The following is a 13,338-nucleotide window of genomic DNA, read 5'->3' on the forward strand; positions in this document are numbered from 1 at the left end:
GCCGGCTGACCGCCCGTTCGCGTCCCGCGACCGTTTTTTCGATCGCGCCCGGGCGGCCGCCGCCGGATGGCGGTCCGGCCGCGGGCCGCCATCCCGCCGTAACCAGCAGAAAGGATTCGCTTGAAACTTCCGTACGAATGGCAGATCGGCTGGCGCTACACGCGCGCCGGCAAACGCACGACCGGCAACGGCTTCATTTCCTTCATCGCGCTCGTCTCGATGCTCGGGATCGCGCTCGGCGTCGCGGCGCTGATCGTCGTGCTGTCGGTGATGAACGGCTTCCAGAAGGAAGTGCGCGACCGCATGCTGTCGGTGCTCGCGCACGTCGAGGTGTTCTCGCCGACGGGTTCGATGCCCGACTGGCAACTGACCGCGCAGGAAGCGCGCCGCAATCCGTCGGTGATCGGCGCGGCGCCGTACGTCGACGCGCAGGCGCTGCTCACGCGCCAGGACGCGGTGAGCGGCGTGATGCTGCGCGGCGTCGAGCCGACGCTCGAACCGCAGGTGTCCGACATCGGCAAGGACATGAAGGGCGGCCAGCTCGGCGCGCTCGTGCCGGGCCAGTTCGGCATCGTGCTCGGCGACGCGCTCGCCGGCAACCTCGGCGTGACGGTCGGCGACAAGGTCACGCTCGTCGCGCCCGAAGGCTCGATCACGCCGGCCGGCATGATGCCGCGCCTGAAGCAGTTCACGGTCGTCGGCGTGTTCGAATCGGGCCACTACGAATACGACAGCACGCTCGCGATGATCAACATCCGCGACGCCGAGGCGCTGTTCCGGATGAGCGCGCCGACCGGCGTGCGGCTGCGGCTCACCGACATGCAGAAGGCGCCGCAGGTCGCGGTCGAGCTGTCGCATACGCTGTCGGGCAGCCTGTACATCCGCGACTGGACCCAGCAGAACAAGACGTGGTTCTCGGCCGTGCAGATCGAGAAGCGGATGATGTTCATCATCCTCACGCTGATCATCGCGGTGGCCGCGTTCAACCTCGTGTCGTCGCTCGTGATGACGGTGACCAACAAGCAGGCCGATATCGCGATCCTGCGCACGCTCGGCGCGCAGCCGGGGTCGATCATGAAGATCTTCGTCGTGCAGGGCGTGACGATCGGCTTCGTCGGCACCGCGTCCGGCGTCGCGCTCGGCTGCCTGATCGCGTGGAGCATCCCGTGGCTGATTCCGATGATCGAGCACCTGTTCGGCGTGCAGTTCCTGCCGCCGTCGGTGTATTTCATCAGCGAGCTGCCATCCGAACTCGTCGCGAGCGACGTGATCCGGATCGGGCTGATCGCGTTCGCGCTGTCGGCCGTCGCCACACTCTATCCGAGCTGGCGCGGCGCGAAGGTGAAACCGGCGGAGGCGCTCCGCTATGAATGACCGCGCGACCGCATTCGCGGATTCACGACAACACAACAAACAGGATTCGGCAGGTATGCAGGAATACGTGCTTCAGGCGCGCGGGATCACGAAGGCGTTCGTGCAGGGCGGCTTCAACGTGCAGGTGCTCAACAACACCGAGCTGACGGTGCGGCGTGGCGAGAAGCTCGCGGTCGTCGGCGCGTCGGGCTCCGGCAAGAGCACGCTGCTGCACGTGCTGGGCGGGCTCGACGAGCCGAGCGCCGGCGAAGTGTCGCTGCTCGGCAAGCCGTTTACGCAACTCGCCGAGCGCGAGCGCAACGAACTGCGCAACCGCGCGCTCGGCTTCGTCTACCAGTTCCACCACCTGCTGCCCGAGTTCACGGCGCTCGACAACGTCGCGATGCCGCTGCGCATCCGCCGGATGACGACCGAGGACGCGCGCGAGCAGGCACAGACGATGCTCGAACGCGTCGGTCTCGGTCCGCGTGCGAAGCACCGGCCGGGCGAGCTGTCGGGCGGCGAGCGGCAGCGTGTCGCGATCGCGCGCGCGCTGGTCACGAAGCCGGCCTGCGTGCTCGCCGACGAGCCGACCGGCAACCTCGACGGCACGACGGCCGACACGGTGTTCAACCTGATGCTCGAACTGTCCGAGACGCTCGAAACGAGCTTCGTGATCGTCACGCACGATCCCGATCTCGCCGCGCGCTGCGACCGCATCATGCGGCTGCGCGACGGGGTGCTGCACGAGGAGCCGGCGCTGCCGGTGTAAGAAGGAACGCGCCCTTGGCCGGCCGCCGGCTCATCCGGCACGGCGCAACGGCGCAGGACCGCTGCCATGTGGATCGACACGCACTGCCATCTCGATGCCGCCGAATTCGACGCCGACCGCGACGCGGTCGCGCAGGCTGCGCGCGCGGCCGGCGTGTCGCGCATCGTGATTCCGAGCATCGGGCGCGACAACTTCACGACGGTGCGCGAACTCGCGCAGCGCACGCCGGGCGCGGTGTACGCGCTCGGCATCCATCCGATGTACACGCCGCAGGCGCGCGACGCGGATCTCGACCGGCTGCGCATGGAGATCGAGGCGAGCCTCGACGATCCGCGTTTCGTCGCGATCGGCGAGATCGGGCTCGACTATTTCGTGCCGGGCCTCGACGAAGACCGGCAGCAGTTCTTCTACCAGGGCCAGCTCAGGCTGGCGCGGGAATTCGATTTGCCGGTGCTGTGCCACGTGCGCAAGTCGCAGGACCGCGTGCTGGCCGGGCTGCGCCGTTTCGGTGTGCGGCGCGGCATCGCGCATGCGTTCAACGGCAGTTTCCAGCAGGCCGAAGCGTATCTTGCGCAGGGGCTGCATCTCGGCTTCGGCGGCAACGTGACCTTCACGCGCGCGCGGCAGATCCGCCGGCTCGCCGCCGAATTGCCGCTCGACGCGCTCGTCGTCGAGACTGACGCGCCCGACATCGCGCCCGAATGGGCATACAAATCCCGCAATACGCCCGACCAGGTGCCGCGCATCGGCGGCGTGCTCGCCGAATTGCGCGGGCTCGATGCCGGCGAATTGTCCCTATGCACTTCGGCTAACGCGCTCGCCGCGCTGCCGCGACTCGCACTTTCGTCCGCATAATCGTTGCCGGAAGGCACCGCATTCGCAGGGGTGGCGCCGGGTCGACGAGGAGGCGGAATGCGCGTGTGGTGGATCGCGTTCGCGCTCGGCGTCGTCGTGCTGCAGCGGCAGGCGGCGTTGCCGGGGGCGATCGCATGGACGATCGGAGCAGCCGTGCTCGCGGGCTGCGCGGCGCTGGGCGCGTGGTGCGTGCGTCGTCGGCGCACGCGTGCGGTCGTTGCATGCGGATGGATGCTGTGCGCGGTCGCGGCCGGCGTCGCGGGGTTCGGCTATGCGGCCGCGCGAGCCGAATGGCGGCTGCGCGACAGTCTGCCCGTCGAGTGGGAAGGGCGCGACATCGTCGTCACGGGCGTGATCCGCGGGCTGCCCGTCGTCGACGAGACAAGTGCGCGGCTGCTGTTCGCGGTCGAATCGAACGATGCGGGGCTCACCCGTTTTCCGCCATTGATCCGGTTGTCGTGGCGCGCGTATGGCGCATCCGCGACACGCGATGCGCTTCCCGATTTGCGTGCGGCCCAGCGCTGGCATTTCGTCGTGCGTCTCAAGCGTCCGCATGCCGAGGCCAATCCCGGCGTGCGCGACAGCGAGGCGGCGTGGCTCGCCGCGGGCATCCGGGCGATCGGCTATGTCAGTGCGCCGCGTCGGGCGGTCCTGCTCGATGGGCGCGCATCGGGATGGCGTGCAGCGATCGATCGGGTGCGCGACGTCCTGCGGGCACGCATCGACGAGGTGCTCGGTACCGATGCGGCGCATCGCGGCATCGTCGCCGCGCTGGCGATCGGCGACCAGTCGGGCATCGGCGACGACGATTGGCGCGTACTGCGCAACACGGGCACGAGCCATCTGGTCGCGATTTCCGGTCTCCACGTCGGGTTGGTCGGCGCGATCGCCGGCTGGCTCGTCTCGATGGTCTGGCGCCGCGTGCGCTGGCGCGGGCGAGCCGCGACGCTCGTGCTGCCGGCGCCTTACGCGGCCGCGCTTGCCGCGCTGGCCGCCGCGGCGGGCTATGCCGCGCTCGCCGGCTTCAACGTGCCGGCGCAGCGCGCGTGGTGGATGATCGCGGCCGGCGGCATCGCGTATCTGGCCGGCCGCAGCGTACCGACGTCGGCGGTGCTGTGCGTGGCGCTCGGCGGCGTGCTGCTCGCCGATCCGTGGGCCGTGCTGTCGGCCGGGTTCTGGCTGTCGTTCGGTGCGGTCGCGGTGATCCTGCTGGCCGTTGCCGGCTGGCGCGCGGTGCGCGAGGCCGACGGGATCGACGAAGCGGGCGCGGAAAGCCGCATGGCCGGCTTGCGGAGCCGGTTGCGTGCGTGGGCGACGCGCTGCCGGCGCCGCTTCGCCGAGGCGACGCGCGTGCAGTACGCGGTGACGATCGGGCTTGCACCGCTCACCGCCGCATGGTTCGCGCAGGTTTCCCTGTCGGGGCCGTTCGGCAATGCGTTCGCGATTCCGTGGGTCAGCTCGGTCGTGACGCCGGTCGTGCTGGCCGGCATCGCGCTGCCGCCGCCGCTCGATGCGGCGGCCTTTCGGCTTGCGCATGCGGCGCTCGCACCGATGATGACGCTGCTCGGGCACCTGGCCGATTGGCCGGCCGGCGTGTTCTGGCTGCGCATGCCCGACTGGCCGGTGCTGGCGCTGGCATGCATGGGTGTCGCGTGGGCGCTGATGCCGCGCGGCTGGCCGTTGCGCTGGGCGGCGCCGCTGACGTGGCTGCCGCTCGTCGCGCCGGCGCCGGATGCGCCGCCGCCGGGCGGCTTCCGGCTGACCGTGCTCGACGTCGGGCAGGGCGCGGCGGTGCTGGTCGAAACCGCGCGGCGGACCTTGCTGTTCGATGCGGGGCCGGGCGTGGAGTCGTCCCACGCCGGTACGCGGATCGTCGCGCCGGCGTTGCGGGCGCGCGGCATCGCGACGATCGATTCGCTCGTGCTCAGTCATGCGGATGCCGATCATGCGGGCGGCGCACCGGCCGTTTATGCGGCCACCGACGTGCGCCAGCTGCTGGCCGGCATTGCGCCGCGGCATCGGCTGTGGCGCGATGCGCAGGCGGCCGGCGTGACCGATCGGCTGCCGTGCGCGACCGGGCAGCGGTGGACGTGGGACGGCGTCGTGTTCACGATGCTGTGGCCGCCGGGCGGGGTGGGCACGGGTTCGTCGAACGGCCAATCGTGTGTGCTGCGCATCGATGCGGGCGGCACGTCGGCGCTGCTGACGGGCGACATCGAGGCCGCCGCCGAGCGCCGGCTGGTGGCCGATGCGCGCGACGCGCTGGCCGCGCAGATCCTGGTCGTTCCTCACCACGGCAGCCGCACGTCGTCGATCGAGCCTTTCCTCGATTCGGTCGGACCGCGCGTCGCGGTATTTCCTGTAGGCTATCGCAATCGTTTCGGGCATCCGCACCGGACCGTGCTCGCCCGCTACGAGGCGCGCGGGATTCCGTTGCCGCGCACCGATCGCGACGGCGCCGTGCGATTCGACGTCGCGCCGGCCGGCGGCGGGTTTGCATTCGCGCGCTATCGCGACGAACGGCGCCGGTACTGGATGGACCGGTAAGCGCGGCGAAGGCCGGCTTGTCAGGGGAAAGCCCGGGGCCGGCGTAGCGTGCCGAAGCACGGTTCCGACAGAATACGAAGCACGGGACGGGAGCAAGTGCCGAAGCACCGCTCCCGTCGACCAAGGAGACATCGGCGTTTGAAGGACATCCTCCACTTCTCGCATGCGAACGGCTTCCCGGCGTCGACCTACCGGACGATCTTCGCCGAACTGGCCGACGACTACGAGCTGCGCTACATCGAACGGATCGGCCACGACCGCCGCTACCCGGTGACGCGCGACTGGCCGCATCTCGTCGAGCAACTGCTCGACGACATCGGCAGCCGCTACGAGCGCCCGGTCTGGCTCGTCGGCCATTCGCTCGGCGGCTACCTGTCGTTGATGGCCGCGCTGAAGAAGCCGCAATGGGTGCGCGGCGTCGTGATGATCGATTCGCCGATCATCGCGGGCTGGCGTGCCGGCGCGCTGCGCGCGAGCCAGTGGGCGGGGCTCGACGAGCGGCTGTCGCCGGCCGCGGCGACGCGCAACCGGCGCACGCGCTGGATGAGCCGCGAGGAGGTCTGGCGGCACTTCCGCGAGAAGCCCGCGTTCGCGCGCTGGGACGAGCGGATGCTCGCCGACTATATCGACCACGGGATCCCGCAGGCCGGCGCCGACGGCGAGCGCGCGCTGGCGTTCGACCGTCAGGTCGAATACCTGATCTACCGGACGCTGCCGCACACGCTCGGCCCGCGGCTCGCGCACGGCGCGCCGGTGCCGCTCGGCTTTCTCGCCGGCACGCGCTCGCGCGAGGTCCGGCAGGTCGGACTCGAAGCGACGCGCCGCGCGACGCGCGGACGCATCGAATGGCTCGAGGGGAGCCACCTGTTCCCGATGGAGCGGCCGATCGAGACCGCCCGCGCATTGCAGCGGATGCTGAATTCGCTGAAGGCGGAAGAGGGTGGCGCCTCGCAGGCCGGCGCGCCGATGGCGAGGCGCGCCTGACGCCTCGTCCGGCGGCCGGAACGCCCGCCGGCGCACGCGCGCGGCGCCGACCGGACGGTCGGTTCGCACCGCCGCGCACGGTTGGCGCGGGGCGGCACGAAAGGGCGCGATCATCACGTCTCATCGCGTCAATTGCTGAGAAAAGGGCGGGCTTTACGGTATAATCCGTTTTTCCCGCGAGCATCCAGCGATGACCAAATATGTTTTCGTCACCGGCGGCGTAGTTTCTTCCCTCGGCAAGGGTATTGCCGCCGCCTCTCTCGCCGCGATCCTCGAATCGCGCGGTCTGAAAGTCACCCTCCTCAAACTCGATCCCTACATCAACGTCGACCCCGGCACGATGAGCCCGTTCCAGCACGGCGAAGTGTTCGTGACGGAAGACGGAGCGGAGACCGACCTCGACCTCGGCCACTATGAGCGCTTCATCAGCACGAAGATGCGCAAGGCCAACAACTTCACGACCGGCCAGATCTACGAATCGGTGATCCGCAAGGAACGCCGCGGCGACTATCTCGGCAAGACCGTGCAGGTGATTCCGCACATCACGAACGAAATCCAGGCATTCATCGAGCGCGGGGCGGCATCGGCCACCTGCGGCGAGCCGGACGTCGCGATCGTCGAGATCGGCGGCACGGTCGGCGACATCGAGTCGCTGCCATTCCTCGAGGCCGCGCGCCAGATGAGCCTGCGCCTCGGTCGCAACAGCGCGTGCTTCGTGCACCTGACGCTCGTGCCGTACGTCGCGACGGCCGGCGAACTGAAGACGAAGCCGACCCAGCACAGCGTGCAGAAGCTGCGCGAGATCGGCATCCTGCCGCACGTGCTGCTGTGCCGTGCGGATCGCCGCATCCCCGACGACGAATCGAAGAAAATCTCGATGTTCTCGAACGTGCCCGAAGACGCCGTGATCTCGGTGTGGGACGCCGACAGCATCTACAAGATTCCGCAGATGCTGCACGACCAGGGCCTCGACCGGATCATCTGCGAGGAGCTGAAGCTGTCGCCGAAGGACGCCGACCTGAGCATGTGGTCGGCGCTCGTCGAAAAGCTCGAGCATCCGAAGCACGAAGTGACGATCGGCATGGTCGGCAAGTACGTCGACCTGACCGAGTCGTACAAGTCGCTGATCGAGGCGCTGCGCCATGCGTCGATCCACACGTCGACCAAGGTCAACATCGAGTACATCGATTCGGAAGAGCTCGAGGCGAACGGTGTCGACAGCCTGAAGCATCTCGACGCCGTGCTGGTGCCGGGCGGTTTCGGCCGTCGCGGCACGGAAGGCAAGATCGCGGCGATCCGCTATGCGCGCGAGTCGAAGGTGCCGTATCTCGGCATCTGCCTCGGCATGCAGCTCGCGGTGATCGAATTCGCGCGCGACGTCGGCGGCCTGAAGCAGGCGAACAGCACGGAATTCGATCCGGACACGCCGGAGCGCGTGGTCGCGCTGATCACCGAATGGTACGACCGCGAAGGCAAGGTCGAGACGCGTACCGAGGAATCCGACCTCGGCGGCACGATGCGCCTGGGTTCGCAGCGCTGCCCGATCAAGCCGGGCACGATGGCGGAAGAAATCTACGGCAAGGACGTGAACGAGCGCCATCGCCACCGTTATGAAGTCAATAACCGCTTCGTGCCCCAGCTCGAAGCCGGCGGCCTTATCATCAGCGCCCGTACCCCGAGCGAGGATCTGCCGGAAATGATGGAGCTGCCGCGTTCGATGCACCCGTGGTTCGTCGGCGTCCAGTTCCACCCGGAATTCACGTCCACGCCGCGTGACGGTCATCCGCTGTTCAAGTCGTTCGTCGAAGCCGCGCTCGCCAACAAGCAAGCGCGCGGAGTGCAAGCATGAAGCTGTGCGATTTCGAGGTCGGTCTCGACAAGCCTTTCTTCCTGATCGCGGGTACCTGCGTCGTCGAATCGGAGCAAATGACGATCGACACGGCCGGCCGCCTGAAGGAGATCTGCGAGAAGCTGAACGTTCCGTTCATCTACAAGTCGTCCTACGACAAGGCAAACCGCAGCTCGGGCAAATCGTTTCGCGGCCTCGGAATGGACGAGGGCCTGCGGATCCTGTCCGAGGTGAAGCGCCAGCTCGGCCTGCCGGTGCTGACCGACGTGCATTCGATCGACGAGATCGAGCAGGTCGCATCGGTCGTCGACGTGCTGCAGACGCCGGCGTTCCTGTGCCGTCAGACCGATTTCATCCATGCGTGCGCGCGCTCGGGCAAGCCCGTCAACATCAAGAAGGGCCAGTTCCTCGCGCCGCACGACATGAAGAACGTGATCGACAAGGCGCGCGACGCCGCACGCGACGCGGGGCTGTCGGAAGACCGCTTCATGGCGTGCGAGCGCGGCGTCTCGTTCGGCTACAACAATCTCGTGTCGGACATGCGTTCGCTCGCGATCATGCGCGAGACGAACGCGCCGGTCGTATTCGACGCGACCCACTCGGTGCAGTTGCCGGGTGGACAGGGCACGAGCTCGGGCGGCCAGCGCGAATTCGTGCCGGTGCTCGCACGTGCGGCGGTCGCGACGGGCGTCGCGGGTCTGTTCATGGAAACGCATCCGAATCCGGCCGAGGCGAAATCGGACGGCCCGAACGCGGTGCCGCTGAACCGGATGAGCGCGTTGCTGGAGACGCTCGTCACGCTCGACCAGGCGGTGAAGCGCAACCCGTTCCTGGAAAACGATTTCAATTAAAGATCGAATGAACCTTGCGACGGCTTCGCGCGTCTGTAGCGAAAGCGGTTCCGGCGCGCACGCCGTCGCAGTTTGAAAGAATCCATCGTCATTCTCAGAGGAAACCCATGAGTGCAATCGTAGATATCATCGGCCGCGAGATCCTGGATTCGCGCGGCAACCCCACCGTCGAATGCGACGTGCTGCTCGAATCGGGCACGATGGGCCGCGCGGCGGTGCCGTCGGGCGCGTCCACCGGCTCGCGTGAGGCGATCGAACTGCGCGACGGCGAAGCCGGCCGCTACAACGGCAAGGGCGTGCTGAAGGCGGTCGAGCACATCAACACCGAAATCTCCGAAGCCATCATGGGCCTCGACGCGTCGGAACAGGCGTTCCTCGACAAGACCCTGCTCGAGCTGGACGGCACCGACAACAAGTCGCGCCTCGGCGCGAACGCGATGCTGGCCGTGTCGATGGCCGTCGCGAAGGCCGCCGCTGAAGAAGCCGGCCTGCCGCTGTACCGTTACTTCGGCGGTTCGGGCGCGATGCAACTGCCGGTGCCGATGATGAACATCGTCAACGGCGGCGCGCACGCGAACAACAGCCTGGACATCCAGGAATTCATGATCGTCCCGGTCAGCCAGCCGACGTTCCGTGAAGCGCTGCGTTGCGGCGCGGAAGTGTTCCACGCGCTGAAGAAGATCCTGAGCGACCGCGGCATGAGCACGGCCGTCGGCGACGAAGGCGGTTTCGCACCGAACTTCGGCAGCAACGACGAGTGCCTGTCGACGATCCTGCAGGCGATCGAGAAGGCAGGCTACCGTGCGGGCGAAGACGTGCTGCTCGCGCTCGACTGTGCGGCATCCGAGTTCTACCACGACGGCAAGTACCAGCTCGCGGGCGAAGGCCTGCAACTGTCGTCGGCCGAATTCACCGACTACCTCGCGACGCTCGCCGACAAGTTCCCGATCGTGTCGATCGAGGACGGCATGCACGAAAGCGACTGGGACGGCTGGAAGCTGCTGACCGAGCGCCTCGGCAAGAAGGTGCAGCTCGTCGGCGACGATCTGTTCGTCACGAACACGCGCATCCTGAAGGAAGGCATCGAGAAGGGCATCGCGAACTCGATCCTCATCAAGATCAACCAGATTGGTACGCTGACCGAAACGTTCGCGGCGATCGAAATGGCGAAGCGCGCGGGCTACACGGCCGTGATTTCGCATCGCTCGGGCGAAACGGAAGATTCGACGATCGCGGACATCGCGGTCGGCCTGAACGCCGGTCAGATCAAGACGGGTTCGCTGTCGCGCAGCGACCGCATCTCGAAGTACAACCAGCTGCTGCGTATCGAGGAAGATCTCGGCGACATCGCGAGCTACCCGGGTAAATCGGCTTTCTATAACCTGCGCTAACGCGCTACTATCGGGTTCGTCATCTCGACGCCGCTCTGTGCCTGTGCGCGGAGCGGCGCTTCTTATATCTGCGTCTCTTACATGCGGCTTGTCACTGTCGTCCTGATTGCCTTGCTGGCGCTCATTCAGTACCCCCTATGGTGGGGACACGGCGGCTGGCTGCGGGTGCACGAATTGCGTCAGCAGCTCGACGACCAGCTTCAGAAGAACGCGGACGAGAAGCTGCGTAACGAGCGCACCGCCGGCGAAGTGCAGGATCTGCAGAGCGGCACCGCGGCGATCGAGGAGCGTGCGCGCTACGAGATGGGCATGGTGAAGGACGGCGAGGTATTCGTGCAGTTCGTGTCGCCGAACGCGCCTGCGGGGCCGCTGAACAACACGCCGTCGAATACGTCGACGCGCGGCACCGTCTCCGCGGCGCCCGTGCGGGTCGTGCCGAATCCGCAGTCGATCGCGAAGCCGTCGCGCCATCATGGCGGCGACAAGGGCAAGGCGGCGCATCACTGAGCGCGATACGTCGAATCCATTGAAAAAGCGCGGGAAATGCCGCGCTTTTTTATTTCCTGCCAGTCGTCAATCGGTCGGGCGATCCCTGCTCACCACCACCAGCCCGGATAGCCGTAACCGACGCCCGTGCCCCAGCGATTGCCCCATCCTCCGCTGTAGTACCCGCCATAGACCGTCACGGGCGGCGGCGAGTAATAGGCCCACGCGCGCGCGGCTGCTTCGGCCGCCATCGCGCTGTTCTGCTCGCGCAGGACCTGCTGGTCGATCTCGTCGTAGCGCTTGCGTTCGGCGCTCGACAGCACGGGCGGCTGGCCGCCCGACGCGCCCGGTTCGGGCAGGCGGCTCAGGATCGTGGAGGTCGGCGGCGGCATCGCGCAGCCGGCAAGCGCGAGCGTGCCGGCGGTCATGCTCGTCAGGGCGATGGTGCGGATGGTCCCGAAGGGGCGGCGATTCATGTGTTTCTCCTGCGGCGCGCCGACCGTGGAAAGCGACTGGCATGGGAGGCAGGGCCTCCGGCGCCTGAGCCGCGCATGCGGCGCTCGTGCGTCATTATGCGCCCGTGCCGCGCCGGTGGCGGGCACGAGCGCACGGCTCAGTGACGCTGGCCGGTCGCGGGTGCGATGCCGGTTTCGACACCGGGCGCCGCGAACAGTTGCGCGACGTCGACCGGATCGAACTCGTAGCGCTGGTTACAGAACTCGCAGTGGATCTCGACGTGGCCGCGCTCGACGATCACGCTGTCGACTTCTTCGCGACCGAGCATGCGCAGCATCGCACCGACCTTCTCGCGCGAGCACGAACACTGGAAGCGCGTGCCGGCCGGTTCGAAGTGCTGCACGTTTTCCTGCCAGAACAGCCGGCGGAACACGACTTCCGGTTCGACCTCGAGCAGTTCCTTCGCGGACAGCGTGCCGCCGAGCGTGCACACGCGCTCCCACGTGTCGATATCGGTTTCGGCGTTGCGCGGCACGATCCCGCCGTCGCCCGGCAGCTTCTGCAGCAGCATGCCGACCGCGCGGTCGCGATCGGCCGCGAGCCACAGCCGCGTGTCGAGCTGCTCCGAGTGATGCATGTAGTGCTCGAGTACCTGCGACACCGATTCGAGCGGGCCGTCGACGCCGTTCAGCGGCACGATGCCCTGGTACGGCTGCTGGCCCGGCAATTTGTCGGCCGGGTCGAGCGTGATCACGCAGCGGCCGTGGCCGCTCGCGTTGACGAGCGTCGCGAAACTCGTGTCGTCGCCGATCGTCTGCGCGGCGTCGCCCGAGAACTTCGCGGTGGCCCGCATCGACAGATCGGACCCGCACTGGACGACCAGCATCTGGACCGGCCCGTCGCCGAAGATCTGCATGATCAGGGTGCCGTGAAATTTCAGGTTCGCGGACAGCAGCGCGCACGCGGCCATCATCTCGCCGAGCACCGTGCGCACGGGGGCAGGGTAGTCGCGGCGGGCGAGCACTTCCTGCCACGTGTTGCGCAGCGAAACGATCTCGCCGCGCACGGGCGCCGCATTGAACATGAATTTCTGTAACTGGTCGCTCACTCTTCTTCCTTGAAATCCGTGCGAATCACCCGATCCGCACGAGTTGCTCCTTGAAATGCGCGCGTCGCTCGACATACGTCTTCGCGTTCGCGCGCAGCCGCGCGACGTCTTCGGCCGACAGCTCGCGCACGACTTTCGCCGGTGCGCCGAGAATCAGCGAGTTGTCCGGGAACGTCTTGCCTTCCGTCACGACCGCGCCGGCACCAACCAGACAGTTGCGGCCGATGACCGCTCCATTCAAGACCACCGCCTGAATCCCGATCAGCGAACCTTCGCCGATCGTGCAGCCGTGCAGCATGGCCTGGTGCCCGATCGTCACGTTTTCGGCAATCGTCAGCGGAAACCCCGGGTCGGTATGCAGAACCGCGCCTTCCTGGACGTTGCTGCCGGCGCCCACCGTAATCGTCTCGTTGTCGCCGCGAATCGTCGCGCCGAACCACACGCTCGCGTTTTCCGCGAGCACGACCTTGCCGATGATGGCTGCCGTATCGGCGACGAATACGCTTTCGTGGATCGTCGGGGCCGTCTCGCCCAGCTTGTAGATCGTCACGGAGTCTCCTTGTCTCTTCGATGATGGGCGCCGGTAGAATGGCGCGTCCGGTTTGCCCGGCGCGTGGCGCCGCGGAACAAACGCATATTGTAAACCGTCGCGTGCCTGTGCTCCCGCGATGCGTACGCAAGGTGTC

General features: G+C 67.5%; 12 protein-coding genes. 9 read left to right on the top strand and 3 right to left on the bottom strand.

The window, feature by feature from the left end; translation table 11 throughout:
* Positions 1-120 precede the first annotated feature (120 nt).
* From HWX09_RS15540 to ftsB, 9 genes are all read left to right on the top strand, one after another.
* A complete protein-coding gene (locus HWX09_RS15540; RefSeq protein WP_027784855.1) occupies positions 121-1,374 on the top strand; it encodes a lipoprotein-releasing ABC transporter permease subunit in 1,254 nt (417 codons plus the stop codon).
* A gap of 55 nt (positions 1,375-1,429) precedes the next feature.
* The gene (gene lolD / locus HWX09_RS15545) at positions 1,430-2,125 is read left to right on the top strand and encodes a lipoprotein-releasing ABC transporter ATP-binding protein LolD (protein WP_034185428.1); all 696 of its coding nucleotides are present in this window, start codon (positions 1,430-1,432) and stop codon (positions 2,123-2,125) included.
* 66 nt (positions 2,126-2,191) lie between these two features.
* Positions 2,192-2,980 carry a TatD family hydrolase gene (locus HWX09_RS15550; protein ID WP_027784853.1) on the top strand — a complete coding sequence of 263 codons (789 nt, stop codon included), beginning with the start codon at positions 2,192-2,194 and terminating at the stop codon, positions 2,978-2,980.
* A 57-nt stretch (positions 2,981-3,037) separates the two neighbouring features.
* Positions 3,038-5,527 (top strand): DNA internalization-related competence protein ComEC/Rec2, encoded by a 2,490-nt coding sequence (locus HWX09_RS15555; RefSeq protein ID WP_027784852.1) that lies wholly within the window; start codon positions 3,038-3,040, stop codon positions 5,525-5,527.
* Between the two features lie 138 nt (positions 5,528-5,665).
* Complete coding sequence (locus HWX09_RS15560) at positions 5,666-6,511, top strand: alpha/beta hydrolase (RefSeq protein WP_027784851.1); 846 nt, start codon at positions 5,666-5,668, stop codon at positions 6,509-6,511.
* A gap of 190 nt (positions 6,512-6,701) precedes the next feature.
* Positions 6,702-8,360, top strand: a complete 1,659-nt coding sequence (locus HWX09_RS15565; RefSeq protein WP_027784850.1) for a CTP synthase — start codon at positions 6,702-6,704, stop codon at positions 8,358-8,360.
* Positions 8,357-9,211: a 3-deoxy-8-phosphooctulonate synthase gene (kdsA, locus tag HWX09_RS15570; protein ID WP_027784849.1), complete on the top strand. Its 855-nt coding sequence runs from the start codon at positions 8,357-8,359 to the stop codon at positions 9,209-9,211. The genes HWX09_RS15565 and kdsA overlap by 4 nt, the downstream gene beginning before the upstream one ends.
* Positions 9,212-9,318: 107 nt before the next feature.
* The gene (gene eno, locus HWX09_RS15575; protein WP_027784848.1) at positions 9,319-10,602 is read left to right on the top strand and encodes a phosphopyruvate hydratase; all 1,284 of its coding nucleotides are present in this window, start codon (positions 9,319-9,321) and stop codon (positions 10,600-10,602) included.
* Positions 10,603-10,683: 81 nt separating this feature from the next.
* Positions 10,684-11,109, top strand: a complete 426-nt coding sequence (ftsB, locus tag HWX09_RS15580; RefSeq protein ID WP_027784847.1) for a cell division protein FtsB — start codon at positions 10,684-10,686, stop codon at positions 11,107-11,109.
* Between the two features lie 89 nt (positions 11,110-11,198).
* Here ftsB and HWX09_RS15585 read toward each other — a convergent pair whose 3' ends face one another.
* From HWX09_RS15585 to HWX09_RS15595, 3 genes are all read right to left on the bottom strand, one after another.
* Entirely contained in the window at positions 11,199-11,564 is a 366-nt protein-coding gene (locus tag HWX09_RS15585; protein WP_027784846.1) for a hypothetical protein, read from the bottom strand.
* Between the two features lie 137 nt (positions 11,565-11,701).
* Positions 11,702-12,652 carry an Hsp33 family molecular chaperone HslO gene (gene hslO / locus HWX09_RS15590; RefSeq protein ID WP_027784845.1) on the bottom strand — a complete coding sequence of 317 codons (951 nt, stop codon included), beginning with the start codon at positions 12,650-12,652 and terminating at the stop codon, positions 11,702-11,704.
* A 25-nt stretch (positions 12,653-12,677) separates the two neighbouring features.
* Positions 12,678-13,202, bottom strand: a complete 525-nt coding sequence (locus tag HWX09_RS15595) for a gamma carbonic anhydrase family protein (RefSeq protein WP_027784844.1) — start codon at positions 13,200-13,202, stop codon at positions 12,678-12,680.
* Positions 13,203-13,338: the final 136 nt, after the last annotated feature.

The sequence above is a fragment of the Burkholderia sp. BCC1208 genome (genome assembly GCF_902833095.1).
Taxonomy (GTDB): Bacteria; Pseudomonadota; Gammaproteobacteria; order Burkholderiales; family Burkholderiaceae; genus Burkholderia.

Coding starts and splice junctions, on each gene's coding strand:
- HWX09_RS15555 (WP_027784852.1), top strand. CDS start 3,038: ATGCGCGTGTGGTGGATCGCGTTCGCGCTCGGCGTCGTCGTGCTGCAG.
- HWX09_RS15550 (WP_027784853.1), top strand. CDS start 2,192: ATGTGGATCGACACGCACTGCCATCTCGATGCCGCCGAATTCGACGCC.
- HWX09_RS15585 (WP_027784846.1), bottom strand. CDS start 11,564: ATGAATCGCCGCCCCTTCGGGACCATCCGCACCATCGCCCTGACGAGC.
- kdsA (WP_027784849.1), top strand. CDS start 8,357: ATGAAGCTGTGCGATTTCGAGGTCGGTCTCGACAAGCCTTTCTTCCTG.
- eno (WP_027784848.1), top strand. CDS start 9,319: ATGAGTGCAATCGTAGATATCATCGGCCGCGAGATCCTGGATTCGCGC.
- HWX09_RS15565 (WP_027784850.1), top strand. CDS start 6,702: ATGACCAAATATGTTTTCGTCACCGGCGGCGTAGTTTCTTCCCTCGGC.
- lolD (WP_034185428.1), top strand. CDS start 1,430: ATGCAGGAATACGTGCTTCAGGCGCGCGGGATCACGAAGGCGTTCGTG.
- ftsB (WP_027784847.1), top strand. CDS start 10,684: ATGCGGCTTGTCACTGTCGTCCTGATTGCCTTGCTGGCGCTCATTCAG.